The organism is Rhodanobacter sp. UC4451_H18 (assembly GCF_052978225.1).
The window spans coordinates 3,618,804-3,643,986 of sequence record NZ_CM129663.1; the positions used below are offsets into that span (position 1 = coordinate 3,618,804).

25 protein-coding genes, 1 tRNA gene and 1 pseudogene are annotated in these 25,183 nt (G+C 68.6%); 19 read left to right on the forward strand and 8 right to left on the reverse strand.

What is annotated here, in order from left to right; all coding sequences use genetic code 11:
* Positions 1-321: 321 nt before the first annotated feature.
* Positions 322-397 (reverse strand) — tRNA-Glu (locus ACVCMG_RS16155).
* Between the two features lie 181 nt (positions 398-578).
* Between ACVCMG_RS16155 and pcnB the strand changes: the two genes are divergently transcribed.
* The 5 genes from pcnB to panD all read left to right on the forward strand — a co-directional run bounded on the left by pcnB (position 579) and on the right by panD (position 4,633).
* On the forward strand, positions 579-1,934 hold the full coding sequence (pcnB, locus tag ACVCMG_RS16160) for a polynucleotide adenylyltransferase PcnB (protein WP_395119559.1): 1,356 nt from the start codon (positions 579-581) through the stop codon (positions 1,932-1,934).
* Positions 1,931-2,416 carry a 2-amino-4-hydroxy-6-hydroxymethyldihydropteridine diphosphokinase gene (folK, locus tag ACVCMG_RS16165; protein ID WP_395119558.1) on the forward strand — a complete coding sequence of 162 codons (486 nt, stop codon included), beginning with the start codon at positions 1,931-1,933 and terminating at the stop codon, positions 2,414-2,416. Before pcnB ends, folK begins: the two co-directional genes overlap by 4 nt.
* A 33-nt stretch (positions 2,417-2,449) precedes the next feature.
* Positions 2,450-3,280 (forward strand): 3-methyl-2-oxobutanoate hydroxymethyltransferase, encoded by an 831-nt coding sequence (panB, locus tag ACVCMG_RS16170; protein WP_447114547.1) that lies wholly within the window; start codon positions 2,450-2,452, stop codon positions 3,278-3,280.
* A 17-nt stretch (positions 3,281-3,297) separates the two neighbouring features.
* The gene (gene panC, locus ACVCMG_RS16175; protein ID WP_395119556.1) at positions 3,298-4,143 is read left to right on the forward strand and encodes a pantoate--beta-alanine ligase; all 846 of its coding nucleotides are present in this window, start codon (positions 3,298-3,300) and stop codon (positions 4,141-4,143) included.
* Positions 4,144-4,240: 97 nt separating this feature from the next.
* Positions 4,241-4,633 (forward strand): aspartate 1-decarboxylase, encoded by a 393-nt coding sequence (panD, locus tag ACVCMG_RS16180; protein ID WP_136258177.1) that lies wholly within the window; start codon positions 4,241-4,243, stop codon positions 4,631-4,633.
* A gap of 51 nt (positions 4,634-4,684) precedes the next feature.
* On the opposite strand, the gene queG is transcribed toward panD, so the two are convergent.
* Complete coding sequence (queG, locus tag ACVCMG_RS16185; RefSeq protein WP_447106431.1) at positions 4,685-5,767, reverse strand: tRNA epoxyqueuosine(34) reductase QueG; 1,083 nt, start codon at positions 5,765-5,767, stop codon at positions 4,685-4,687.
* 41 nt (positions 5,768-5,808) lie between these two features.
* Between queG and ACVCMG_RS16190 the strand changes: the two genes are divergently transcribed.
* The 5 genes from ACVCMG_RS16190 (at position 5,809) to ACVCMG_RS16210 (ending at position 12,281) form a co-directional block, all read left to right on the forward strand.
* Positions 5,809-7,299 (forward strand): NAD(P)H-hydrate dehydratase, encoded by a 1,491-nt coding sequence (locus tag ACVCMG_RS16190; protein WP_447114548.1) that lies wholly within the window; start codon positions 5,809-5,811, stop codon positions 7,297-7,299.
* Between the two features lie 8 nt (positions 7,300-7,307).
* Complete coding sequence (gene tsaE, locus ACVCMG_RS16195; RefSeq protein WP_395119553.1) at positions 7,308-7,769, forward strand: tRNA (adenosine(37)-N6)-threonylcarbamoyltransferase complex ATPase subunit type 1 TsaE; 462 nt, start codon at positions 7,308-7,310, stop codon at positions 7,767-7,769.
* Between the two features lie 180 nt (positions 7,770-7,949).
* On the forward strand, positions 7,950-9,395 hold the full coding sequence (locus tag ACVCMG_RS16200) for an N-acetylmuramoyl-L-alanine amidase (RefSeq protein WP_136258171.1): 1,446 nt from the start codon (positions 7,950-7,952) through the stop codon (positions 9,393-9,395).
* Between the two features lie 35 nt (positions 9,396-9,430).
* Positions 9,431-11,218, forward strand: a complete 1,788-nt coding sequence (gene mutL, locus ACVCMG_RS16205; RefSeq protein ID WP_447114549.1) for a DNA mismatch repair endonuclease MutL — start codon at positions 9,431-9,433, stop codon at positions 11,216-11,218.
* 136 nt (positions 11,219-11,354) lie between these two features.
* A complete protein-coding gene (locus ACVCMG_RS16210) occupies positions 11,355-12,281 on the forward strand; it encodes a DUF1684 domain-containing protein (protein ID WP_447114550.1) in 927 nt (308 codons plus the stop codon).
* Between the two features lie 21 nt (positions 12,282-12,302).
* Here the strand turns inward: ACVCMG_RS16210 and ACVCMG_RS16215 are convergent, their stop codons facing one another.
* Complete coding sequence (locus ACVCMG_RS16215; RefSeq protein ID WP_447106427.1) at positions 12,303-13,085, reverse strand: enoyl-CoA hydratase/isomerase family protein; 783 nt, start codon at positions 13,083-13,085, stop codon at positions 12,303-12,305.
* Positions 13,086-13,219: 134 nt separating this feature from the next.
* Here ACVCMG_RS16215 and ACVCMG_RS16220 point away from each other — a divergent pair, with 134 nt between their 5' ends.
* The 4 genes from ACVCMG_RS16220 to ACVCMG_RS16235 are packed head-to-tail and all read left to right on the forward strand — an operon-like array spanning position 13,220 to position 15,628.
* On the forward strand, positions 13,220-13,963 hold the full coding sequence (locus tag ACVCMG_RS16220) for an FKBP-type peptidyl-prolyl cis-trans isomerase (RefSeq protein ID WP_447115424.1): 744 nt from the start codon (positions 13,220-13,222) through the stop codon (positions 13,961-13,963).
* 35 nt (positions 13,964-13,998) lie between these two features.
* Positions 13,999-14,187, forward strand: a complete 189-nt coding sequence (locus tag ACVCMG_RS16225; RefSeq protein WP_395119548.1) for a DUF1289 domain-containing protein — start codon at positions 13,999-14,001, stop codon at positions 14,185-14,187.
* Positions 14,184-14,777 carry an NUDIX hydrolase gene (locus ACVCMG_RS16230; protein ID WP_447106426.1) on the forward strand — a complete coding sequence of 198 codons (594 nt, stop codon included), beginning with the start codon at positions 14,184-14,186 and terminating at the stop codon, positions 14,775-14,777. The genes ACVCMG_RS16225 and ACVCMG_RS16230 overlap by 4 nt, the downstream gene beginning before the upstream one ends.
* Positions 14,774-15,628: a sulfurtransferase gene (locus ACVCMG_RS16235; protein ID WP_395119546.1), complete on the forward strand. Its 855-nt coding sequence runs from the start codon at positions 14,774-14,776 to the stop codon at positions 15,626-15,628. Before ACVCMG_RS16230 ends, ACVCMG_RS16235 begins: the two co-directional genes overlap by 4 nt.
* Positions 15,629-15,692: 64 nt before the next feature.
* Here the strand turns inward: ACVCMG_RS16235 and ACVCMG_RS16240 are convergent, their stop codons facing one another.
* Together ACVCMG_RS16240 and ACVCMG_RS16245 are read right to left on the reverse strand one after the other, a co-directional pair.
* Positions 15,693-16,457 (reverse strand): enoyl-CoA hydratase/isomerase family protein, encoded by a 765-nt coding sequence (locus ACVCMG_RS16240; protein WP_395119545.1) that lies wholly within the window; start codon positions 16,455-16,457, stop codon positions 15,693-15,695.
* Positions 16,458-16,473: 16 nt separating this feature from the next.
* Entirely contained in the window at positions 16,474-17,928 is a 1,455-nt protein-coding gene (locus tag ACVCMG_RS16245; RefSeq protein WP_395119544.1) for a DUF4139 domain-containing protein, read from the reverse strand.
* Between the two features lie 148 nt (positions 17,929-18,076).
* On the opposite strand from ACVCMG_RS16245, the gene ACVCMG_RS16250 reads away from it, so the two are divergent.
* Positions 18,077-18,637, forward strand: a complete 561-nt coding sequence (locus ACVCMG_RS16250) for a GNAT family N-acetyltransferase (protein WP_447106424.1) — start codon at positions 18,077-18,079, stop codon at positions 18,635-18,637.
* Here ACVCMG_RS16250 and ACVCMG_RS16255 read toward each other — a convergent pair.
* The 3 genes and pseudogenes from ACVCMG_RS16255 to uvrA form a co-directional block, all read right to left on the reverse strand.
* Positions 18,628-19,185, reverse strand: a pseudogene (locus tag ACVCMG_RS16255) (helix-turn-helix domain-containing protein); the annotation flags it as partial. The gene ACVCMG_RS16250 and the pseudogene ACVCMG_RS16255 overlap by 10 nt on opposite strands.
* A gap of 7 nt (positions 19,186-19,192) precedes the next feature.
* Positions 19,193-19,639, reverse strand: coding sequence for an acyl-CoA thioesterase (locus ACVCMG_RS16260; protein WP_395119542.1), 447 nt, complete (start codon positions 19,637-19,639; stop codon positions 19,193-19,195).
* On the reverse strand, positions 19,636-22,569 hold the full coding sequence (gene uvrA, locus ACVCMG_RS16265) for an excinuclease ABC subunit UvrA (protein ID WP_447114551.1): 2,934 nt from the start codon (positions 22,567-22,569) through the stop codon (positions 19,636-19,638). Before uvrA ends, ACVCMG_RS16260 begins: the two co-directional genes overlap by 4 nt.
* A gap of 151 nt (positions 22,570-22,720) precedes the next feature.
* On the opposite strand from uvrA, the gene ACVCMG_RS16270 reads away from it, so the two are divergent.
* From ACVCMG_RS16270 to cgtA, 4 genes are all read left to right on the forward strand, one after another.
* Positions 22,721-23,215, forward strand: a complete 495-nt coding sequence (locus tag ACVCMG_RS16270) for a DUF2059 domain-containing protein (protein ID WP_447114552.1) — start codon at positions 22,721-22,723, stop codon at positions 23,213-23,215.
* 131 nt (positions 23,216-23,346) lie between these two features.
* Positions 23,347-23,661 (forward strand): 50S ribosomal protein L21, encoded by a 315-nt coding sequence (rplU, locus tag ACVCMG_RS16275; protein WP_395119539.1) that lies wholly within the window; start codon positions 23,347-23,349, stop codon positions 23,659-23,661.
* Positions 23,662-23,680: 19 nt separating this feature from the next.
* Entirely contained in the window at positions 23,681-23,938 is a 258-nt protein-coding gene (gene rpmA, locus ACVCMG_RS16280; protein WP_395119538.1) for a 50S ribosomal protein L27, read from the forward strand.
* Between the two features lie 165 nt (positions 23,939-24,103).
* Positions 24,104-25,183: an Obg family GTPase CgtA gene (cgtA, locus tag ACVCMG_RS16285; protein ID WP_447114553.1), complete on the forward strand. Its 1,080-nt coding sequence runs from the start codon at positions 24,104-24,106 to the stop codon at positions 25,181-25,183.

Here is a 25,183-nt window from a genome sequence, read left to right on the forward strand (position 1 = left end):
CTCGGCTGTAGGAAGGGGCAGATGGAACGCTCTTCTGAAAAACGACGCAGATCCACGGCAAAGTACACCGAAGGGCTCTCGCGGGGTTCGGCAGAGGGCTCTTTTGAAAAGTGCGGCCATGGATGGCCGCTTCTGATCCGGCCGAAGGCCCGGAACTCCCTGCTGTCCGGATGTTCCCGGACAACCGCGATCGGGGATGATCGCACAGGTGACAGACAGTGCGGCCATGGATGGCTGCTTTTGATCCAGCCGATAGCCGGTAACCTTGGGCTACCGCACTCCTTCCAGACCATGGCAATCATGGAAGATTGCACAACCAAATGGCGCTCCCTACGAGACTCGAACTCGTGTTCCCGCCTTGAGAGGGCGGTGTCCTGGGCCACTAGACGAAGGGAGCGTTGTGCGGCGAAGCGCGCTAGTATAGCGGAATTGCTTCGCGCGGCAACGCCCGATCGACGCGCGTCGAAGCCTGCCGCGCAGGTGCACAGATCGTCGTCCTGCCGCGGCTATTTGTTGATGCTCGGCATCGTGAACATGGCAAGCACGGGGCGCCTGCGTCCCGCAAGGATTCCAACCGCTTGAACCCCACACCAGGCACCGATCCCACCCCCGCGCTGCGAATCATTCCGCGCGACCAGCACATCATTTCGCGGGCGAACATCAGCAAGGCCGCGCTGCGCGTGCTGTACCGGCTGCATGACGCCGGTTATGCCGCCTACCTCGTCGGTGGCGCGGTGCGCGACCTGTTGCTGGGGTTTCGTCCGAAGGATTTCGACGTCGCCACCGACGCCACGCCGGAGGAGGTCAAGAAGCTCTTCCGCAACTGCCGCCTGATCGGGCGACGGTTCCGCCTGGCGCACGTGGTGTTCGGCCCGGAGATCATCGAAGTCGCCACCTTCCGCGGCACCGGCGAGGAAGGCGAGGGCGACCGCCACATCGTCGACGGCCGCATCGTGCGCGACAACATCTGGGGCACCATCGAGGAGGACGCGCTGCGCCGCGATTTTCGCGTCAATGCCCTGTATTACGACATCAGCGATTTCTCCGTGCGCGATTACGTCGGCGGCATGCAGGACCTGCACGATCGCGTGCTGCGCCTGATCGGCGACCCCGAGGTGCGCTACCACGAAGATCCCGTGCGGATGCTGCGCGCCGCGCGGCTGGCGGGCAAGCTCGGCATGCGCATCGACGCGGCGGCGGCGGCGCCTTTCGAATCGCTGGGGCCGCTGCTGGGCGACGCCGCGCCGGCGCGGCTGTTCGACGAATCGCTGAAGATGTTCCTGTCCGGCAACGGCCTGAAGAGTTTCCGCATGCTGGAGCAGTGCGGCCTGCTGAAGTTCCTGTTCCCGGCCACCGCGCGCGCGCTCAAGCGTGGCGATGCGGCGTTGCGCTCGCTGGTGGAGCAGGGCCTGGCCAACACCGATGCGCGCATTGGCGAAGGCAAGTCGGTCACCCCCGCGTTCCTGTTCGCGGTGCTGCTGTGGGGCGAGGTGCGCGACGAGGCCCAACTCGGCATCGAGCGCGGCCTGGACAGCGCCGAGGCGTGGTCGCGCGCGGCTGCCAAGGTGGTCGGCGAACAGTGCCAGCGGGTGGCGATCCCGCGGCGCTTCACCTTCACCATGGAAGAGATCTGGTCGCTGCAGCCGCGTTTCGAGCAGGTGCAACGCAAGCGGGTGTTCCGCCTGATGGCACATCCGCGGTTCCGCGCGGCGTTCGATTTCCTGTTGTTGCGCGCCGACGAATCGCCGGCGATGCGTGAGCTGGGGCAGTGGTGGGCGCACGCCCAGCGCCTGCCGCAGGACGTGCTGGCCGCGGCCTTGCCGGTGCTCAGCGGCGCGGCTGCGGCAGAGGCTGCTCCCGCACCGGCGGTGCGCAAGCCGCCGCGCCCGCGCCGGCGCCGGCGCAAACGCAGCGACAACCCGGCCTCCGAATGACCCTGGCCTACGTGGCGCTGGGCAGCAACCTCGGTGAACCGCGCCAGCAGGTACTCGACGCGTTCAACGCGCTCGCCGAGCTGCCCGGCACCTGCTTGCTGCAGCGCTCGCCGCTTTACCGCACGCCGCCCTGGGGCGTGCTCGATCAACCATCCTTCATCAATGCCGTGGCCGAGCTGGAAACGACGCTGTCGCCCGAAGCGCTGCTGCAGCACCTGCTGGCGATCGAGCAGCGCGCCGGCCGCGTCCGCGCCGAACGCAACGGGCCACGCACGCTCGACCTGGATCTGCTGCATGTCGAGGGCGTGCGTCGCGACGACCCGGCATTGACCCTGCCGCACCCACGGTTGGCCGAGCGTGCCTTCGTGCTGTTGCCGCTGAACGATGTCGTACCGGATCTGCACCTGCCCGGCCAGGGGCGCGTGGCCGAGCTGCTGGCGCGGGTCGACCCGGCCGGTTGCGAGCGGCTGCTTGCGCCATAATCGGCAGTCACCCTCGCCGACCAGGAAACCCCCGTGTACGTGCAGAACGCCAATCTCCCCGACCGCAAGCCGGTGACCGTGCCGGGCCTGCGCGCGATGAAGGCGCAAGGCCAGCGCATCACCATGCTGACGGCCTACGACGCCAGCTTCGCCTGGCAACTGGAAGCGGCGGGCATCGACGTGGCGCTGGTCGGCGATTCGCTCGGCATGGTGGTGCAAGGACACGCCAGCACCTTGCCGGTGACACTCGACCAGATGGTCTACCACGCCGCAGCCGTGGCGCGCGGCTTGTCCGCCACCTTGCTGGTGGCCGACCTGCCGTTCATGGCCGATCGCGACGTCGCCCACGTGCTCGCGGCCGGTGCGCGGCTGGTCGGTGAAGCGGGTGCGGCGATGGTGAAGCTCGAAGGCGCCGCCGCGCACGTGCTGGAGGGCATCGCCGCGCTGACCGCGCGGGCCATGCCGGTATGCGCGCATCTGGGACTGACCCCGCAATCCGTGCACCGCTTCGGCGGTTTCCGCGTCCAGGGCCGGGAGCAGGCCGCTGCGGATCAACTGGTGGCCGACGCGTTGGCGGTGCAGGCGGCGGGCGCGCAATTGCTGGTGATGGAGGGCGTGCCGGTCGAGCTGGGCCGGCGCGTGACCGCGGCGGTGGAGATCCCGGTGATCGGCATCGGCGCCGGCCCGCATTGCGATGGCCAGGTGCTGGTGATCCACGACATGCTCGGCGTCACGCCCGGCAAGCGCCCCAAGTTCAGCAAGGATTTTCTCGCCGGCCGCGATTCTGTGGCAGCGGCGATCCGCGCCTATGCGGACGACGTGCGCAGCGGTGCCTTTCCGGCGCCGGAACATTGTTTCAACTGAGCTGACGAGTTTCCACCATGCAAACGGTTCAGGATGCGCCGGCGTTGCGCGCCGCGGTTCGCGGCTGGCGCAGCAAGGGCCAGACGGTCGGCTTCGTGCCGACCATGGGCAATCTGCACGCCGGCCACCAGTCGCTGGTGCGGCTGGCGCGGGCGCGTGCCGATCGGGTGGTGGCGAGCGTGTTCGTCAATCCGACCCAGTTCGGCCCCGGCGAGGATTTCGAGCGCTACCCGCGCACCCTGGTGCACGACCAGGCGGCGCTGGCCGACGAAGGTTGCGACCTGCTGTTTGCACCCGAGGTCGCCACGATCTATCCCTACGGCGCCGCGCTCAGCGTGAACCTGCGCGTGCCGCAGGTCACCGCCACGCTGGAAGGTGCCCACCGGCCCGGGCACTTCGATGGCGTGGCCACCGTGGTGTGCAAGCTGTTCAACCTGGTCAATCCGGACCTGGCCGTGTTCGGGCAGAAGGATTTCCAGCAGCTCAAGGTGATCGAGCGCATGGTGCGCGACCTGTCGCTGCCAGTGAAGGTGATCGCCGCGCCCATCGTGCGCGACGACGACGGGTTGGCGCTGAGTTCGCGCAACCAGTACCTTTCGGCGCAGGAGCGTGCGCGGGCGCCGCTGATCCACGACACCTTGCTGAAAATGCGCGAATTGCTGGGCCAGGGCCACGCCTGGCGCGCCGTGGAGCAGGTGGCCGAAGCCCAGCTGACCCGCGCCGGCTTCGTGCCCGACTACGCGGCGATCCGCCGGGCCGGGGATCTCGCCGAGCCGGACGATGGCCAGCGTGACGGGCTGGTGGCGCTGATCGCCGCGCGGCTGGGCGGCACCCGGCTGATCGACAACTTGCTGTTGGACTGAGCCGCCCGCACATATCGTGGGCGGGCCGTTGATGTTGCAGCGCAGCGCCATCGGTTCGATAATCGCCGACTTTGCGGAGCACCGCGGGAACAACGTCATGCACCTGAACATGCTCAAGGCCAAGATCCACCGCGCCACGGTGACGCACGCCGAGCTGCACTACGAAGGCTCGATCGCGATCGACGGCTTGCTGCTGGATGCGTCGGGCATCCGCGAGTACGAGCAGATCCACGCGTGGAACGTCAACAACGGCAAGCGCTTCGTCACCTACGCGCTGCGCGCCGAGGAAGGCTCGGGGATCATCTCGGTGAACGGCAGTGCCGCGCATCGGGCCAAGCCCGGCGACATCGTCATCATTGCCGCCTTCGCCCAGCTGAACGAGGCTGAGCTGGAGAAATTCCAGCCCACCTGCGTGTACATCGCCGCCGGTGAAGGGAACCACATCAGCCACACCAACCGCTCGATCCCCAAGCAGATGGCCGCTGCCTGACGGTCGGGCCCGGGCTTGCCGGCGGCGCCGTCGCCGGCTTGACCGCGGGATTCAGCCGGCGCGCCGTTTGGCCGCTTGCTGCGCCAGCGCCCAGGCGACGTGTTCGCGCACCAGCGGCGAGGCATCGTCGGCGCGGCTGGCGAGGGCGGCGTCGACCGAGTCACCGGGAGGCGCGTTGCCCAGCGCCACGGCGATATTGCGCAGCCAGCCTTCGTAGCCGGTGCGGCGGATCGCCATGCCTTCGGTACGTTTGAGAAACTCCTCCTCGCTCCAGCCGAACAGCTCGACCAGCTTCGCGCCGTCCAGGCTGTGCCGCGGCGCGAAATCCGCCTCGGTGGCGACCTGCGCGAACTTGTTCCAGGGGCATACCAGCTGGCAGTCGTCGCAACCGAAGATGCGGTTGCCCATCGGCGCGCGCAGATCTTCGGGAATGCTGCCCTTGAGCTCGATCGTGAGATACGAAATGCAGCGTTTGGCGTCGAGCTGGTACGGCCCGGTGATTGCCTGGGTCGGGCACACCTCGATGCAGCGCGTGCAGGTGCCGCAGTGCGCGCTGGCCGGTGCATCCACCGGTAGCGGCAGGTCGGTGTACAGCTCGCCGAGGAAGAAGTACGAGCCGGCATGACGGTTGATCAGCACGGTGTGCTTGCCGATCCAGCCCAGCCCCGAGTTGCGCGCCAGCGCTTTTTCCATCACCGGCGCGGAATCGACATAGGCGCGATGGCCGAACTCGCCCACCGCGGCGCGGATGCGCTCGGCCAGTTTCTGCAGGCGGTTGCGCATCAGCTTGTGATAGTCGCGGCCCAGCGCGTAACGCGAGACGTAGCCGGCCTCGCCGTCGCCGAGCACGTCCCAGGCGTTGGCGGTGCCGGGTGGGGCGTAATCCATGCGCACCGAGATGACGCGTTGCGTGCCCGGTTCCAGTTCAGCCGGGCGGGTGCGCTTGCTGCCGTGTCTGGCCATGTACTCCATCTCGCCGTGCCGGCCGGCATCGAGCCAGTGCTGCAGATGCCGCTCGTCCTCGGCGAGGTCGACACCGCTGATGCCGGTCTCGGCAAACCCCAGTTCGCGCGCCCAGCGCTTGATGTCGCGGGCGAGCGCGGCGTAATCGGGTGAGGCGGAAGCGGACGACACGGACATCCGCATAGTCTAGTCGCACCCCTATAATTCGCCGCATGTCCGAACCTTCGCCCCGCGACCTGTACACCGTCGACGACATGCGGCGGATCGATCGCGCCGCGCTGGATGCACTGGGCATCTCCGGCAGCGAGTTGATGCGCCGTGCCGCCAGCGACGCCCTGCGCAGCCTGCACCGGCGCTGGCCGCAGGCGCGCAGGCTTCGCGTGCATTGCGGCCCGGGCAACAACGGCGGCGATGGTTTCCTGCTTGGCGTGCTGGCGCGCGAAGCGGGCCTGCAGGTCGACATGGTGGCGCTGGCCGACACGTCGCGCGGCGATGCCGCATCGGCGCGTGCCGCGTGGGTGGACGCCGGCGGTGCAGTGCATGCCGTCGACGCACTGCACGAATTGCCGGAGCCCGACCTGCAGGTGGATGCGCTGTACGGCATCGGCTTGAACCGCGCGCCCGAGCCGGCTGCCGCGGCGCTGATCGAACGCATCAACGGCAGCGGCATCCCCGTCCTGGCGCTCGACGTGCCGTCCGGGCTGGACGCCGACAGCGGGCAGTGCCCCGGTGCCGCGATCCGCGCGGATCTCACGGTCACCTTCATCGCCGACAAGCGCGGCCTGCACACCGGTCGCGCGGCCGACTGCACGGGCGTGCTGGAGCTGGCGACGCTGGGCGTGCCGGCCAGTGCGTTTGCGCAGGTGGCGCCGGACGCGCATCTGCTTGTTGCCGCGAGCCTGCCGCCGCGCCGTCGCTATGCCAACAAGGGCAATTATGGCCATGTGCTGGTGATCGGTGGCGGGCAGGGCATGGCCGGCGCCGTGCACCTGGCCGGCGCGGCGGCACTGCGCGCCGGTGCCGGCCTGGTCAGCGTCGCCACGCATGCCGAACACGTGGGCGCGCTCAACGCGGCGCGACCGGAATTGATGGCCCACGGCGTGGACGGCCCGCAGGCGCTGCAGCCGCTGCTGGAGCGTGCCGACACGCTGGCGCTCGGCCCCGGGCTCGGCCAGTCCGCGTGGTCGCATGCGCTGTGGCTGACCGCGCTGGATGCCCGCAAGCCGCTGGTGCTCGACGCCGACGGCCTCAACCTGCTGGCGAAGGAGCCTCGGCGATTCACCGCGCCGACCGTGCTGACGCCGCATCCGGGCGAGGCGGCGCGATTGCTCGGCCGTTCCGTGGAGGCGGTCGAGCGTGACCGTTTCGCGGCCGCGCGCGAGCTGGCCGCGCGCTTCGATGCCGTCGTGGTGCTGAAGGGCGCCGGCAGCCTGGTGGCCGATCCGAATGGACGTCTGGACGTCTGTCCGTGGGGCAACCCCGGCATGGCGTCCGGCGGCATGGGCGATCTGCTCACCGGCATCGTCGCGGCCATGCTCGCGCAAGGCTGCGACGCCTGGCAGGCGGCACGCCTCGGCGTCGGCCTGCATGCGCGGGCCGGCGACCTCGCCGCATGCGAGGGCGAGCGCGGCTTGCTGGCCAGTGACCTGCTGCTGCCGCTGCGGCGGCTCGGCAATGCCGTTCCCTGTGAAACCGACGAATGAACGGGACCATGTCCAACGAGCTTTCCCGCAGCTTGCCGGACGAGGCCGCGACCGCCGCACTGGCGCAACGCGTGGCCGGCCTGCTGGATCACGGCCTGGTGGTCTACCTGCATGGCCCGCTCGGCGCCGGCAAGACCAGTTTCGCCCGGGCCCTGCTGCTGGCGCTGGGCGTGGGCGAGCGGGTCAAGAGCCCGACCTACAGCCTGGTCGAGGGCTATGCGACCGCGCAGCGACCGGCCTGGCATCTCGACCTGTACCGCATCGCCGACCCCGCCGAGCTGGAGTGGCTGGGCCTGGACACGCTGGCCGACCCGGCTGCGCTGGTGCTGGTGGAGTGGCCCGAACGCGGTGCCGGCGCCTTGCCGGCGGCGGATCTCCACGTTCATCTCGATTACGCCGGGCCCGGTCGCCAGGCCGTCCTGCGTGCCGATACCGTGCGTGGCGACGAGTTGCTCTCGCGCCTGTCCTGACACTCCAAGTGACTATTTCTGCTTGGGTTTTCCCCGGTCGCCGAATCGGGCAGGGAGCTGTTCGAAATGTGGCACTTGCGGCCGATAACTTGATATCCCCTGATGAATGCACTGCAGGTGGCGGATATTAAAAGGAAAACACGCTTGCATTCGCCTGGCGACTGCGTTTCAATGCGGCCCATGCGGGGTTATCTGAACAAGCTGGCCGGTTGGGGCGTCGCGGCGATGCTGGCGGCGCTGCTGCCGTGCGCCGCCCAAGCGGCCCAGATCAAGGACGCCCGCGTCTGGGCGGGGCCGCAATACACCCGCGTGGTGCTCGATGCCGACGGTCCGCTGCACTACACGATCGCGCAGAAGGATGGCCGGATCGTGGTAGATCTGCGCGACAGCCAGGCCGTGGGCGGCTTCTCCGCCCCGACGGCGCAAGGCTTGTTTCGCGGCATCAGCCATGCGCGCCGCGGCGACGACCTGCAACTGATCGCCGCGGTCGATCCCGCCAGCACGCTCAAGAGTTTCGTGCTCAAGCCCACCGCGAACGACAATTACCGGCTGGTGCTGGATCTGTATCCGGCCAGCGCGCCGAGCGCCAAGGCGCCCACTGCCAGCGCGCCGATCCCGACCGTCACCTACAGCAACCCCACGCACAGCCGCCGGGTCGCCGCCGAGCAGGCTGCGGCGATGCTCAACGGACAGCGTGCCGTGGTGGTGGCGATCGACGCCGGCCATGGCGGCAAGGATCCAGGCTCGCACGGCCCGGCCGGTACCCAGGAGAAGAACGTCACCCTGGCGGTGGCGCGCGACCTGGCGAAGGAGATCAATCGCCAGCCCGGCATGAAGGCGGTGCTCACCCGCGACAGCGACATCTTCATTCCGCTCAAGCGCCGTTACGAAATCGCGCGCGAGCACAACGCCGACCTGTTCGTGTCGATCCACGCCGACGCCTTCACCAGCGACGACGCCCGCGGCTCGTCGGTGTGGGTGCTGTCGCCACGCGGCAAGACCAGCATGGCCGCGCGCTGGCTTGCCGACAAGGAAAACCGTGCCGACCTGATTGGCGGCATCAGCCTGGACGACAAGGACGATGGCCTGGCCAAGGTGCTGCTGGACCTGCAGCAGGGCTGGGCGATCCAGGCCAGCGACGAGGTGGCGGGCAACGTGCTGCGCGCGCTGGCCAAGCTCGGTCCGACCCATCGCGGCCATGTCGAACGCGCCAACTTCGTGGTGCTGCGTTCGCCCGATGTGCCCTCGATCCTGGTGGAGACGGCCTTCATCAGCAACCCGGCGGAAGAGCGCAAGCTGCGCGACCCGTCGCACCAGAAACTGCTGGCCAACGCGGTGATGTCCGGCGTCAGGAATTATTTTGAATCGACGCCGCCGCCGGGCACCTGGTTTGCCGCGCAGGCGGCCAAGCGCCGCGACGTGCGCGTGGCGGCCGTCGACACCCCCGCCGGCAGCGCCATCAAGTCGGCCGGTGACGCCGCGGACAAGCACAGGGTCACCCGCGGCGAGAGCCTCAGCGGCATCGCGCAGCAATACGGCATCAGCGTAGGCGCGCTCAAGACCGCCAACCAGATCCGCAGCAACATCGTGCAGGCCGGCGCGGTGCTGACGATTCCGTCCGGCTGATCCGTCTTCCGACGGCGGGCTGCTAAAGTCCGCGGATGGCCAACATCCGCGCGCTTCCTCCCGAACTCATCAACCAGATCGCCGCCGGCGAGGTCATCGAGCGGCCTTCCTCGGTGGTCAAGGAGCTGGTCGAGAACAGCCTCGACGCCGGCGCCACGCGCATCGAGGTGGACATCGAGGCCGGCGGCGCGCGGTTGATCCGCGTGCGTGACGACGGCGGCGGCATCGCGCTGGACGACCTGCCGCTGGCAGTGGCCTCGCATGCCACCAGCAAGATCGGCAGTTTCGACGACCTCGAACACGTCGCCAGCATGGGTTTTCGCGGCGAGGCGCTGGCCTCGGTGTCGTCCGTGTCGCGCTTCGCGCTGGTCTCGCGCACCGCCGGCCAGGAGGCTGCCTTCCGCATCGAGGTCGATGGCGGCCGGTTGCAGGCGGCACGCCCGGCGCAGCACCCGCCGGGCACCAGCGTGGAAGTGCGCGACCTGTTCTACAACGTGCCGGCGCGCAAGAAATTCATGCGCGCCGAACGCACCGAATTCGCGCACATCGACGACCTGCTGAAATCGCTGTCGCTGGCGCGCAGTTCGGTGGAGTTCCGGCTCAGCCACAACGGCAAGCCGGTGCGCGTGTGGAAGGCGGCGCGCGACGAACAGGCCGTGCTGCAGCGCGTGGCCGAAGTGCTCGGCGCGGAATTCCCGCAACGCAGCCTGCGCGTCGAGCACGCCGCCGCCGGCTTGCAGTTGTCCGGCTGGGTCGGCTTGCCCACCGCGTCGCGGGCGCAGGCCGACGCGCAGTATTTCTACGTCAACGGGCGCCTGGTGCGCGATCGCATCGTCGCCCACGCCGTGCGCCAGGCGTATGCCGACGTGCTATTCCACGGTCGCCACGCCGCCTTCGTGCTGTACCTCGAACTCGACCCGGCAGGCGTCGACGTGAACGTGCACCCGGCCAAGCACGAGGTGCGGTTCCGCGAGCAGCGGCTGGTGCACGATTTCCTGTTCCGCACCCTGCACGAGGCACTGGCGCAGACGCGTGCAGGGCAGGTCGCGTCGCCCGCGCACGAGGCCGAGGGCGGCCTGCGCATGGCCGCACCGATGCCGATGCCGGCGGCTTGGCCGGCCAGCGCTAGCCAGAGCCGGCTGTCGCTGGGCGTGCGCGACGAGCCACTGGCCGATTACGCCGCGTTGCTCGGCAGCGCCGCGAACGCGGCGCCGATGCGCGAAGCTGAACCTGGCGAGGCGCCGCCGCTGGGTTTCGCGATCGCCCAGCTGAAGAACATCTACATCCTCGCCGAGAACGCCGCCGGACTGGTGCTGGTGGACATGCATGCGGCGCACGAGCGGATCACCTACGAGAAGCTCAAGGCCGGGCGCGTGTGCAGCAACCTGCGTTCGCAGTTGCTGCTGGTGCCGCTCAACCTCGCGGTGAGCGCGAAGGAGGCCGCCGCCGCCGAGGAACATGCCGACGCGCTGGCCGAGTGGGGCCTGGAGCTTTCCCGCAGCGGCCCGTCGGGCGTGGTGGTGCGGCGCATCCCCGCGTTGCTCGATGGCGCCGATGTGGCCCAGCTGGCCCGCGACGTGCTGGGCGAGCTGGCCCAGCACGGCAGCTCGCGACGCCTGCAGGAACTGGAAAACGAACTGCTTTCCACCATGGCCTGCCACGGCTCGGTGCGCGCAGGGCGCCGCCTGACCCTGCCGGAAATGAACGCGCTGCTGCGCGAGATGGAAGAGACCGAGCGCTCCGGCCAGTGCAATCACGGGCGGCCGACGTGGGCGCAGCTGTCGCTGGGCGAGCTGGACAAGTTGTTCCTGCGGGGGCGGTGAGAGCCGGGATTCGGGATTCGCAAGAGCAAGGGCGCTGCGCGTCACGTGGAGGCTCGGGATCGTTTCGGGTGGTGGCTTGCCGGCGGCGCGCGCTGCTGCGCATACTCGACGCTTTCATCGAAGCGTGATCGTCCCCATGTTGCGTACCGCCGCCTTCGTTCTTGCCATGCTTTCCGGAGTTGCCACCGTGTCTGCCGCCGATGTTCCGTCACCCAGCGCCACCTATACGCAGCAGATCGAGCAATGGCGCGCCGCCCGCGTGGCACGGCTCACCGCGCCGACGGGATGGCTGAGCCTGATCGGGCTGGAATGGTTGAACGAAGGTGCCAACCGCGTGGGCAGCGCCGCCGACAACGACATCGTGCTGAAGGCCGGCCCCGCGCACCTGGGCACGGTGACGCTGGCGCACGATGGCAGCTTGCACCTGGCGCTCGACCCGGCCAGCGGCGCCACCATCGACGGCAAGGCCGTGACCGAAGCCGCGCTGGTGGACGACATGCACTCCGCCGATGCCGAGCCCACCACCGTGCGTTTCGGCAAGGCCAGCTTCTACGTGATCGAGCGCGATGGCCGCAAGGCGTTGCGGGTGAAGGACGAGGACGCCGAGGCGCGCCGGCATTTCCTCGGCATCGATTATTTTCCCATCGACGACTCCTGGCGCATCGAGGCCGACTGGGTGCCGTTCGTGCCCGCGCACGACCTCGCGATGGGCTCGGTGATCGGCACCATCGACACGGTGAAGGTGCCCGGCAAGGCGGTGTTCCAGCGCGATGGCCACACCTTCGAGCTGTTGCCCTATCAGGAGGAGCCGGGCGGCGAGCTGTTCTTCGTGCTGGCCGATCGCACTTCGGGCAAGCAGACCTACGGCGCCGCGCGATTCCTGTACGCCGCGCTGCCCGCCGGTGGTCTCGAGCATCCGGGCAAGGTCGTGCTGGATTTCAACAAGGCCTACAACCCGCCCTGCGCGTTCACCTCGTTCGCGACTTGTCCGCTGGCGCCACCGGAGAACCGGCTGGACGTCGCCATCACCGCCGGCGAAAAGAAATACCGCGGCGGGCACTGACCAGTAACTTTGTCGGGGGGCTCATTGCCCCTTGAACGCGGCCTTGCGCTTCTCCAGGAACGCGCGCGTCCCCTCGCGCATGTCCTCGGTGGAGAACATCAGCGCGAAACCCTGCGTCTCGAATTCCAGCCCCTGGTCGAGCGACGTCTCGCCACCTTGCAGCACGGCATCGAGGATGCCGGCGGCGGCCAGCGGCGCGGCGGCGGCGAGCTGGTCGGCCAGCGCTTCCACGGTTTCGTCCAGCGCCTCGGGTGCCACCACGCGGTTGACGATGCCCAGTTCGTACGCGCGTTGCGCGTTGACCGGGGTGCCGGTGAGGCACAGTTCCAGCGCGGCGCTGCGCCCGGCCAGGCGCAGCAGGCGCTGGGTGCCGCCGAAGCCGGGGATCAGGCCGAGGTTGATTTCCGGCTGGCCGAACTTCGCCTTTTCGCTGGCCACGCGCAGGTGACAGGCCATCGCCAGCTCCATGCCGCCGCCCAGCGCGAAACCCTGCACGCGCGCGATCACCGGTTTGCCCAGCCGTTCGATGCTGCTCATCAGGCGCTGCCCGGCGCGCGAGAACGCCTGCGCCTGCACGCTGCTGCAGCCGCTCATCTCGCTGATGTCGGCGCCGGCCACGAACGCCTTTTCGCCGGCGCCGGCGAGCACCACCACGCGCACGGCGTCGTCCTGCGCGGCCTGGGCAAAGGCCAGCGTCAGCTCGTTGAGCGTCTGCCGATCCAGCGCATTGAGCTTGTCGGGGCGGTTCACTACGATCGTGCGCACCGCACCGCGGTTGCCGAGTTCCAGATTGCGATAGGCCATGGCCGGTTCCTGTGAGTGCAGGCCGCCGATGGTAGCAGCGGGAACCTTTGCCGATGGCGGGGTTCTCAACTCGCGTATGCATCAGCGGCACGCGTGCGGGGCCGCGATACCTCACCACGGCGGGCATGGATTCGATGGCGAAAGGCGTGACACATCTGGCGGCGTGGCTGCTGATCGGCGTGTTGCCGGGTGGCATGCTGCCGGCGCATGCGGCACAGGCTGGCGCGCCCGCGCAAGCCGCCAGCACGGCGAAACCCGACAAGGTCAAGTTGTCCTATGCGATCGGCTACCAGATCGGCAGCCGCTTCGCCGGCGGCTCGCCCGAGGTGGATCTGTCCACCCTGCAGCGCGCGATCGCGGACGCCTACGCGCGTCACCAGCCGCGCGTCCCGATTGGCGAGATGCAGGCGCAATTGCAACGCCTGCAGCAACAGATGCACAGCGACGCCCTGGCCGAGTTCAAGCGCATCGCTGCGGCGAACGCGAGCAAGAGCGCGGCGTTCATGGCGGAAAACCGCAAGAAGCCGGGCGTGGTGCAGCTGCCTTCCGGCATCCAGTACGCGGTGGTGCACCAGGGTAGCGGCGCGGTGCACCCGAGCCTGACCAGCACGGTGGTGGTGAACTACCGCGGCATGCTGGTGGACGGTACCGAGTTCGACAGCACCTGGGCGCATGGCGCGCCAGCGACGATCGCGGTCGACCAGGTCATTCCCGGTTGGCGCGACGTGCTCCCGCGCATGCGCGTGGGCGATCGCTGGAAGGTGGTGATCCCCTCGCGGCTCGCATACGGCGAGGAGGGCGCGCTGCCGCGCATCGGGCCCAACGAGGCGCTGCAGTTCGTGATCGAACTGATCGAGATCAAGCCGCCGCGGGGCTGAGGGGCTGAATCCGGCCGGTGCTAACATGCGCCGACATGCCGAACGATCCCGCGCCGCAGCCAGTTCCGCCCCTGACTCCCTGTACCGGCGTGTGCCGACTGGACAGCCACGGCTACTGCATCGGCTGCCGCCGCAGCGGCGAGGAAATCGGCCGCTGGCGCGCGATGAGCGATCCCGAACGCCGCCACGTGATGGACGTGCTGCTGCCCGGTCGCCGGCCATGATGGATACCCTGGTGCAGGCGCTGCGGCCCTTGTCCGCACCGCCCGAAGGTCCGGCCTGGAACCACGCCGAGGTGAACGAATGGCTCGGCGACCAGGCACGCCTGCCGGCCGCCGTGCTGCTCGGCATCCGCGAAGGCGTGCAGCCGCGGCTGGTGTTTACCGTGCGCGACGCGCGCCTGCCGGCCCATGCCGGCCAGGTGGCGTTTCCGGGCGGGCGCAGCGAGCCGCGGGATGCCGATGCCGTGGATACCGCGCTGCGCGAGAGCGAGGAGGAGATCGGCCTGAATCGCGCGCTGGTGAAGCCGCTGGGTTTCCTCGATCGCTTCGAGACGATCAGCGGCTACAGCGTCACGCCGGTGGTGGCGAGCATCGCGGCCGAGGCCCGCCTGTATCCGTCGCCCGATGAAGTGGCCGAGGTGTTCGAGGTGCCGCTGACGTTCCTGTTCGACCCGGCCAACCTGCGTCGCTACACGATGGAGTTCCGTGGGCAGCAGCGGCCGATGGTGGAATTCGTCCACGCCGGACACCGCATCTGGGGCGCCACCGCCGCGATGCTTTGCAACCTGCTGGAGAGGATGGACCGCACATGAGCCTGAAAACTACCCTGATCGACGTCGACGCGTTGGCCGCGCTGACGCCACGCGACGTACTGATCGTGGATTGCCGCTTCGAGCTTTCCAACCCCGCCGGCGGCGCGCGTGATTACGCGCAGGGCCATGTGCCCGGCGCAATCTACGCCAGTCTCGATCGCGACCTGTCCGACCTGTCGCGCCAGGCCGAAGGTCTGGGCCGCCACCCGCTGCCGCTGGAGGCGGCGTTCAGCGCATTGCTGTCGCGCTGGGGCTGGCGCGACGGCATGCAGGTGGTGGCCTATGACGCCGCCGGCGGCGCGCTGGCGGCCGCGCGGCTTTGGTGGCTGCTGCGCCTGACGGGCATTCCCGCCGCGGTGCTGGATGGCGGCTGGGCCGCCTGGACGGCGGCGGGGAAGCCCGTCGAACGCGGCGAGCCCGCGCCGCGACCGTCCAGCGATGTTTCGCTGCGCTACGACGCCAGCCAGCTGCTGCTCGATCACCGGGCCGTCGCCGATGGCGCCTCGGGCCAACTACTGGACGCGCGCGGCGCGCCGCGCTACCGCGGGGATACCGAGCCGCTGGACCGCGCCGCCGGCCACGTCCCCGGCGCGCTGAACCGCCCGTTCGCCGACAACCTCGATGCCAATGGCCACTTCAAGCCGGCGGTGCAGTTGCGTGCCGAGTTCACCGCCGTGCTCGGCGCCACCGAACCCTCGCACGTGGTGCACATGTGCGGCTCCGGGGTCACCGCCTGCCACAACCTGCTGGCGATGGAACACGCCGGCCTGCACGGCTCGCGGCTGTACGCGCCATCGTGGAGCGGCTGGGTCAGCGACCCGTCGCGACCAGTGGCAACAGGCGAGGAGTGAGTGGAGAGGTGGGAGAAAAGAGAGTGGAAGCGAATGCTCGACCTCACTCCTCACTCCTCTTTACTCACTTCTCGCTCTTGCTCTTCAGCCGCGCCACCAGCGCCTGCAAGGTGGCCTGCGTCTCCGGGTGGAAGAACGCTTCGACGAAGTCGTCCAGCGGCAACGCGTCCAGGTCGGCGTAGGCGTTGGCGAGATCGGCGCGGGCCAGGCGGCGGGTGGTGAGCATGGCGTGCTTCGGCAGCGCCAGCAGTTCGTCCAGCCAGCGCAGCGCGCGGGTGGTGACCTGTTCGACGGCGGTGGTTTCGTCGACGAAGCCGCAAGCCAGCGCGTCGGCCGATTCGATCATGGCGCCTACCACCAGCAGGCGCTCGGCGCGGTAGGTGCCGACCACGCGACGCAGCGCCAGCTGGATCGCCTCGGGCACGATCAGGCCGACCTGCACCTCGTTGAGGCCGATCCGGTACGGGCCGTCGGCCATCACCCGGTAGTCGCAGAACAGCGCCAGCACCGCGCCGCCGGCCGGGCTGTGACCGGTGATCGCCGCGACCAGCGGGATCGGCGCGCGCGCCAGCGCGCCGCACAGGGCGAAAAATTCCCGCCAGTATTCGCGAACCCCGGCGCGGTCGCGCTGCAGCAGGGCGGGCACGTCGACGCCGGCGGAGAACAGGCCGGGCGCGCCGGACAGCACGATGCCGCGCACGTCGTCGCGCACGCTGTCGTCGATCGCCTTGCGCAGCGCCTGCAGCAGTTCCAGGTTCAGCGCGTTGACCGGCGGGCGGGCGAGCTGGATTTCACGGATGGCATGGTCGTGCGTGATGAGGTTGAGCATGATCGACTCCGTTCGGTTACTGCGGCTGTTGGTCGGCGGTCCAGCTGTAGCGCACGGCATAGCTCAGCGTGGCCTTGCCGTTGGCGGGCACTTCTACCCGGAACTCGAGCGTGTCGGCGTCCTGCTGCGCGGGCTTGCTGCTGGAGGAGACCAGCTTCCACTCGCGCCAGCGCGAGGGATGCTCGCGCACCGTCACGGTACGCGCGCTGTCGCCGGCATTGCTGAGCTCGATGCGGAAGGCCTCGTCGAGGGTGCGGCCGTCCTTGTCGACGTGGAAGCTGGTGCGCGTGCGTTCGGCACGCAGGTCGAACGGCGTGCCCAGGGTGATCGTGGCGTCGCTGCCCTTGGGCGTGTCGTTGATGCGGCCTTCACCGATGAACTGCGGCACGCCGTGGCGGTCGTGTTGGAGCACGCGCAGGTAACCGGCGGGCAGGCTGTCGAAGGCCTTCAGTTGCAGCGTGCTGACGATGGCGCCGACGCCTTGCTGGAAGTCGCGCTGGATGACAGGCTGCTGCGGCTCGAAGGCATTGCCGTTCTCCAGCAAGGTGGTGCGCTCGCAATCCATCGTGCGCGTGGCATACAGCGGCACCTGGCTGACGCTGCCGTCGGGCAGGCTCACCTTGTCGGGCAGGGTGAAGCTGCGGTAATCGCCCAGGCTGTCCTGCTGCGGCATCGCCTCGGCCTTGGCGCTGTAGCCGCGCGCCATCGCCATCATCGGGCGCGGGCCGGAATCCCTGGCCATGTTCGGCTCGCCGGCGATCAGGGTGAGCTGGGCGTCTTGCCAGTCGCGCCCGCTGCGGTTGGCGATGCTGGCGCGCGATTCGAACTGCATGCGACAGGCATTGCCCGGCTGCAGCGTCGCCACATACGCAGCGCGCCAACCCAGGCCGGCGGTGGGATAGCTGAGCACGGCGCGCGCCCGGCCGGCGCGGGCGGCGTCCACGCGCAGGCTGAGGCTGGAGCCAAGCGGGAAGCTGCCGCCGTTGCTGCGCACCGCCGCGTAATCGCGCACCAGCGTGGTGCCGCTGACGCCGCTGACGCCGCGGACCAGCAGGCCGTTGCCGGCACGCAGCAACGTGCCGTTGGCCAGCGATTCGCCGTTGCTGCCCAGCACGTTGACCTCCTGTCCGACCAGACCGGACAACGCGCCGTCGTTGCCTTGCGCCAGCAACAGCCGCTGCGAGATCACCGTGGCATCGTTGTCGGGAAAGGCCAGCGCCAGCGCCTCGGCGTCCAGCGCATTCGGCAAGTTGCCGATGGTCACGTCGTGGGTGCCCGCGGCCAAGGTCAGCGCGCGCTGTTCGCGCACTACCGCGTAGCCCGCGTCGACGTCGCCGCCCTGGCTGGCATACAGGGAGGGGTTGTCGCTGCGGTACAAGCTCAGTGCCGTGCTGTCGGCCGTCTGCGCGTTGGCAGTGCCGGCCAGGGCGGTGAGACAGGCGAAGGCGAGGAGGTGGCGGGCTGTCGTCATGGTGCATTCCATGGTGGGGACCGAACGGCCATCATAACGATCACGCGTGCAGCGCGCGTCGGCGGGGTGCGCGTGCGATCAGAACCGTTCAAGAACCGGCGGTCCGGATTCACTATCGTGTCGGGAGCTTTCCCGCGAGTGACCGAGCATGCCCGCCTCCCCGACCGTCACCATCGCGCCCGCCCGCCTGCCGGAGGACATCGGGAGCGTGCGCCAACTGCTCACGGAATATGTCGACAGCCTCGGCGTCGATCTTTCCTTTCAGAATGTGGCCACGGAACTGGCGCAACTGCCCGGCAAGTACGCGCCACCAGGCGGCGTGATCCTGCTCGCGCGCGACAGTGCGGGAGCCACGCCGGGTTGCGTGGCCTTGCGCCCATGGCCGCAGCCTGGCGTGTGCGAGATCAAGCGCCTCTACGTGCGCCCGGCGGCGCGCGGGCAGGCGCTGGGGCGGCAACTGGCCGAAGCGGCGATCGCGTGGGCCGCGCGAGCCGGCTATGCGTGCATGCTGCTGGATACGCTGGCGTCGATGGCGGCGGCGCGGCAGCTCTATGTCGCGCTGGGTTTTCATCCGGTGGCGCCGTATTACGACAACCCGCTGCCCGGAACCTTGTACATGGCCCTGGACATCGATCCGCAAGTGGCCCAGGCCGCTCGGAATGCGGCGGGAGTCATGCCGAATGTCCGCGCGAATTCGCGGTTGAGATGAGCCTGGTCGCAGAAGCCTGCGTCGAGCGCCGCGTCGATGATCGGCACCTGGTTCCGCAAGAGGGCCTTGGCCTTGTGCAAGGCCAGCAGGACGTGGAAGTTGTGCAGGCTGGTGCCGGTCTGGCGGCGGAACGTGCGCGACAGGTGGCCGGCGGAAATCGCGCACGTGCGCGCGATCATCTCCACGTCGGTGTGCAGCGAAGGTCGTTCGGCCAGCAAGGCCGCGACCCGCGCGATGAGCGCTTCGCGGCCCTCGTCGCTGTTCGCGGCGGGCTGCTCGAAGCGCGAGACAAAGGACCAGCCACCGCCATCCACCGGTTCGAAGCGGTGGATCACACCCGCCGGCACCACGACGGTATCGCCGGCGACCACGTCTCTGCAGGTATCGGGGAAGCGCAGTCGTGCCCGTCCCGCCAACATCCGCACGACTTCGTCGCCGGCATGAAAATGCAGCCGGAAGCGCCAGGCATGGCGCGCGCCGGCGATCGTTTCGATCCGATGGGCGCCGGTTGCGCTGACCGTGAAGAAGGTGCGGGCGGCGGCATGCACGGGCCGTTTACTCCACCGCGCGGCGGATCGCCTCTGGCAGCGGCACCGGCTTGCCGGTGGCCGGGTCCATCCAGACCATCACCACGTTGCCGTCGCAGTAAAGGGTGTCGGCCCGTTCGGCGTCGATCACCCGGTGCGCGATCGTCATCGAGCTGTTGCCCATGCGCTCGCAGAACAGCTGCACCTGCAACTGCGCGGGCCACGCGATCGGGCGGCGGTAGTTGACCTGGCTGGCGGCCATCACCGGCATGGCGTGCTCGTCGAACCACGGGCCCGGCACGTGGCTGAGCCATTGCAGGCGCGCCTCTTCCAGGTAGGTGAGGTAGTTGGAATTGTTGACGTGATTGAACGCGTCGAGATCGCGCCAGCGCACGCCGATGGCGGCGACGAACAGCGGCTTGCCCGCGCCGGTGTCCGTGTCGGCTGGCGGCGGGTTGGGGGTGCGAGTACTCATGTGGGCTTCTTCTTTCGTCCGCGCATCGGCTTGTACTTGTCGGCCGAGGCAATGTGTTTGGTGGCGGCCTTGACCCGCGTGGTGGTGCCCGGCTTTTTCGGCTTGGCCGGTTTCAGGTGCGGTGCGAGGAAGTGGCCGGTGTGCGACCCGGTTGTGGCCGCCACGGTCTCCGGCGTGCCGGCGACCAGGATGCGACCGCCGCCGGCGCCGCCTTCGGGGCCGAGGTCGACCACCCAGTCGGCGGTCTTGATCACATCCAGGTTGTGCTCGATCACCACCACGGTGTTGCCCTGGTCGACCAGCTGGTGCAGCACGTCGAGCAGCTGCTCGATGTCGTGGAAGTGCAATCCGGTGGTGGGCTCGTCGAGGATGTACAGGGTGTTGCCGGTGTCGCGCTTGCTCAACTCCTTGGACAGCTTCACACGCTGCGCCTCGCCGCCGGACAGCGTGGTCGCGCTCTGGCCGAGCTTGATGTAGTCGAGGCCGACCGCACGCAGGGTGTCGAGCTTGCGCGCGATGGTTGGCACGTTCTCGAACAGCTTCAGCGCGTCCTCCACCGTCATGTCGAGCACGTCGGCGATGGTGTGGCCCTTGTACAGGATCTCCAGCGTCTCGCGGTTGTAGCGCTTGCCGTGGCAGACGTCGCAGGGCACGTAGACGTCGGGCAGGAAGTGCATCTCCACCTTGATCATGCCGTCGCCTTCGCACGCCTCGCAGCGGCCGCCGCGCACATTGAAGCTGAAGCGGCCTGGCGTGTAGCCGCGCGAGCGCGCCTCCGGTACCTGCGAAAACATGTCGCGCAGCGGGGTGAACAAGCCGGTGTAGGTGGCGGGGTTGGAACGTGGCGTGCGGCCGATCGGCGACTGGTCGATGTCGACCACCTTGTCGAACAGTTCCAGTCCGGTGACCGACTTGAACGGCGCCGGCTGCGCGCTGGCGCCGTTGAGCTCGATCGCGGCGAGGCGGAACAGGGTGTCGTTGACCAGGGTCGACTTGCCCGAACCCGACACGCCGGTGACGCAGGTGAACAGGCCGGCCGGGATCGCCAGGTCGACCTGCTTGAGGTTGTTGCCGCTGGCGCCGTTCAGATGCAGCCACGCGTCGTCGACAGGCTGGCGGCGTTCCTTCGGCACCTCGATCGCGCGCACGCCGGAGAGGAACTGGCCGGTGACCGAGCGCGGCGAGTCGAGCATGTCCTGCACCGTGCCCTGCGCCACGATCTCGCCGCCGTGCACGCCGGCGCCGGGGCCGATGTCGAGCACGTGGTCGGCCATGCGGATCGCGTCCTCGTCGTGCTCGACCACGATCACCGTGTTGCCGAGGTCGCGCAGGCGGGTCAGCGTGCCGAGCAGGCGCTCGTTGTCGCGCTGGTGCAGGCCGATCGACGGTTCGTCCAGCACGTACATCACGCCGACCAGGCCGGCGCCGATCTGCGAGGCGAGGCGGATGCGTTGCGCCTCGCCGCCGGAGAGCGAATCGGCCTGGCGATCGAGCGTGAGGTAGTTCAGGCCCACGTCGTTGAGGAAGGTCAGCCGCTCGCGGATCTCCTTGACGATCTTCACCGCGATCTCGCCGCGCCAGCCGCTGAGCTTCAACTCCTGGAAGAACGCCAGCGCATCATCGATCGAGCGCGCGGTGAGCGAGGGCAGCGCGTGGTCGGCGACGAACACATTGCGCGCCGAGCGGTTCAGCCGCTGGCCTTCGCAGGCGGGGCAGGGCTGGTCGCTGATGTACTTGGCCAGCTCCTCGCGCACGGCGGCGGATTCGGTTTCCTTGTAGCGTCGTTCCAGGTTCGGCACGATGCCCTCGAACGCGTGCTCGCGGGTGACCTTGCCGCCGCGCTCGGTGATGTAGCGGAAGGCAATCTGTTCCTTGCCGCTGCCGTAGAGAATGGCCTTCTGGACGTCCGCGGGAAGCTTCTGCCACGGCGCGTCGACGTCGAAGCCGTAGTGCGCGGCCAGCGACATGAGCAGCTGGAAATAGTGTGCGTTGCGCCGGTCCCAGCCGCGCACCGCGCCGTTGGCCAGCGACAGCTCCGGGTGGCCGACCACGCGCGCGGCGTCGAACACCTGGGTCACGCCCAGGCCGTCGCAGGCCGGGCAGGCGCCGATCGGCGAGTTGAACGAGAACAGCCGCGGCTCCAGTTCCGGCAGCGAGTAGTCGCAGACCGGGCAGGAATAGCGCGAGGACAGCAACTGCTCGGGGGCGTCGGTTGCATCCATGTTGGCCAGGATCACCAGCCCGTCGCCGAGCCGCAGCGCGGTCTCGAACGATTCGGCCAGGCGCTGCTTGATGTCCTCGCGCGGGCGGAAGCGATCCACCACCACCTCGATGGTGTGCTTGATGCGCAGCCCCAGCGGCGGCACCGCATCGAGGTCGTACACCGCGCCGTCGACGCGGGCGCGCACGAAACCCTGTGCGCGCAGCTGCTCGAACACCTGCACATGCTCGCCCTTGCGCTCGCGCACCACCGGCGCCAGCAGCATGTAGCGCTGCCCGGGGTCGAGCGCGAGCGTGGCGTCGACCATCTGGCTTACCGTCTGCGCCTCCAGCGGGATGCCGTGGTCGGGGCAGCGCGGCGTGCCCACACGGGCGTACAGCAGGCGCAGGTAGTCGTACACCTCGGTGATCGTGCCCACGGTGGAGCGCGGGTTGTGCGAGGTGGATTTCTGCTCGATCGAGATCGCCGGCGACAGGCCTTCGATATGGTCGACGTCGGGCTTTTCCATCATCGACAGGAACTGTCGTGCGTACGCGGAGAGCGACTCCACGTAGCGGCGCTGGCCTTCGGCATAGATGGTGTCGAACGCCAGCGAGGATTTGCCCGAGCCGGACAGGCCGGTAATCACGATCAACTGGTCGCGCGGCAGGTCGAGGTCGATGTTCTTGAGGTTGTGCGTGCGTGCGCCGCGGATGCGAATGGTGTCCATGGACGCCGTATATGGGGGGGACTCATTACTATACCAAGTAGTTTGGATAGTTCACTCGACAGGAGCCGCGCCTTGCTTTCCCCCGACGCGGCGGCTGTGGCTAAATGGCGGTTCCACTCGACCGGGAACCGGCATGCACCGATGGGCAGGAATGGCGGCTGCGGCCGTGTTGGCATGGGGCGCGAGCGGCGCGGCGATGGCGGCGCAATCCAGCGCCAGGCAGGTACGCCAGCTGTTCGAGGTGATGCACCTGAGCCAGATGTTCAGCCAGATGAACACGCAGATGGCCGGCGTGATGGGCCAGGCCGTGCCCTGCGTGCCGGCGTCCTACTGGCAGGGCTTCATCGACGCGGCCGGCACCGAGCAGCTGCTGGACAGGATGGTTCCGGTCTACCAGCAGCACTTCACCGCCGCCGATGTGGCCGGCCTGCTGAAGTTCTACAAGTCCGCGCTGGGCCAGAAGGTGATCACCCAGATGCCGCAGACGATGGCCGAGGGCATGAAGGTCGGCCAGCAATGGGGGCACGAGCGCGGCGAACAGATGATCCGGGAGTTGCAGCAGAAGGGTACGCTGGACGCCACCGGCCGCTGCCCGGCCAGCCCCGCCGCCAGCGGCACCGCGCCGTCGCCGGCCGTGGCCCACTGAGCGCCGGGCGGGCGTTCAGTGGGCCTGCTCACTATTTGACCAGGCCGTGTTGCCATCGCTATAATCCGCGGTTCGCCAGACCCGCAGGGCCTTGGCGATACCCAAGAGAATAACGACAGAAGGGCATTCCCATGAGTTATGCAGTCATCAAGACCGGTGGCAAGCAGTACCGTGTGCAGCAGGGTGACGTGCTGCGCGTGGAGCTGTTGACTGCCGATGAAGGCGCCAGCGTGAGCTTCGACCAGGTGTTGCTGGTCGGCACCGGCGAGTCGGTCACCATCGGTGCGCCGGTCGTCGAGGGCGCCACCGTCAGCGCCACCGTGCGCAAGCACGGCCGTGCCGACAAGATCCGCATCATCAAGTTCCGCCGCCGCAAGCACTACAAGCGTCAGCAGGGCCATCGGCAGCATTTCACCGAAATCGAGATCACGGGCATCAACGCCTGAGCACCTGGAGCATTGAGTCATGGCACATAAAAAAGGCGTAGGTTCCAGCCGCAACGGTCGCGATTCGAACCCGAAATACCTCGGCGTCAAGGTCTACGGTGGCCAGGCCATCGAAGCCGGCAACATCATCGTGCGCCAGCGCGGCACCCAGTTCCATCCGGGCAATGGCGTCGGCCTGGGTCGCGACCATACGCTGTTCGCGCTGGTCGACGGCAAGGTCCAGTTTGCTGTCCGCGGCGACAAGAACCGCCGTTTCGTCGACGTCGTGCAGGCGTAAGCTCTTCGCGACGCGGCAACGAAGGCCCCGCTTCGGCGGGGTTTTTGTTTTGTACCGCCGGGAATCGGGATGGCAAAGGCGGGCCTGCCGCCGGCCTCGTACCATGCCCTGGTTGCCTGCTCTTCCGATTCCCGACTCCCGATTCTCCATTCCCGGCCCTATTCCATGAAATTCGTCGACGAAGCGCAAATCAAGGTCCTGGCCGGTGACGGTGGCAATGGCTGCATCAGTTTCCGGCGGGAGAAGTTCATTCCGTTCGGCGGCCCCGACGGCGGCGACGGCGGCTCGGGCGGGTCGGTGTGGCTGGTGGCCGACGAGGGCCTGAACACCCTGATCGACTTTCGCCACCAGCGCAGCTTCAAGGCGCAGCGCGGCGAGAACGGCATGGGCAGCCAGATGTACGGCAAGGGCGGCGAGGACACCACGATCCGCGTGCCGGTAGGCACCATGGTCACCAACGTCGACACCGACGAGGTGATCGGCGACCTGACCGCCCACGGCCAGCGCATGCTGGTGGCGCAAGGCGGCAAGGGTGGGCTGGGCAACATCCATTTCAAGAGTTCGGTGAACCGCGCCCCGCGCAAGGCCACGCCAGGGACGCCGGGCGAGGTGCGCGAGCTGAAACTCGAATTGCGCCTGCTGGCCGACGTGGGCCTGCTGGGGTTCCCGAATGCGGGCAAATCCACCTTCATCCGCGCGGTGTCGGCGGCGACCCCGCGGGTGGCAGACTATCCGTTCACCACCTTGCACCCGAATCTTGGCGTGGTCAGCCTGGGTACCGACCAGAGTTTCGTGATCGCCGACATCCCCGGCCTGATCGAGGGCGCTTCCGAGGGGGCGGGGCTGGGCATCCAGTTCCTGCGCCACGTGGCGCGCACCAGCCTGCTGCTGCACATCGTCGACATCGCGCCGATCGACGGCACCGACGTGGCCGATCAGGTCCGCGCGATCGAGCAGGAGCTGCAGAAGTTCAATCCGGAGTTGCTCGAGCGCCCGCGCTGGCTGGTGCTCAACAAGGCCGACGTGCTGCCGGAGGGCGAACGCCAGGCCGTGGCGCAAGGCATCGTCGACAAGCTGGGCTGGACCCAGCCGTGGTTCCTGGTCTCGGCGATCGCGCGTGAAAACACCATGGCAGTGTGCCAGCAGGTGCAGCGCTTCTTCGAGTCGCAACGCGAAGCCGAAGCCGAACGCGCCGAGATGCTTGCCGACGACGTGCGCCTGCGCGGCGAAAAAGCCGGCGATTGA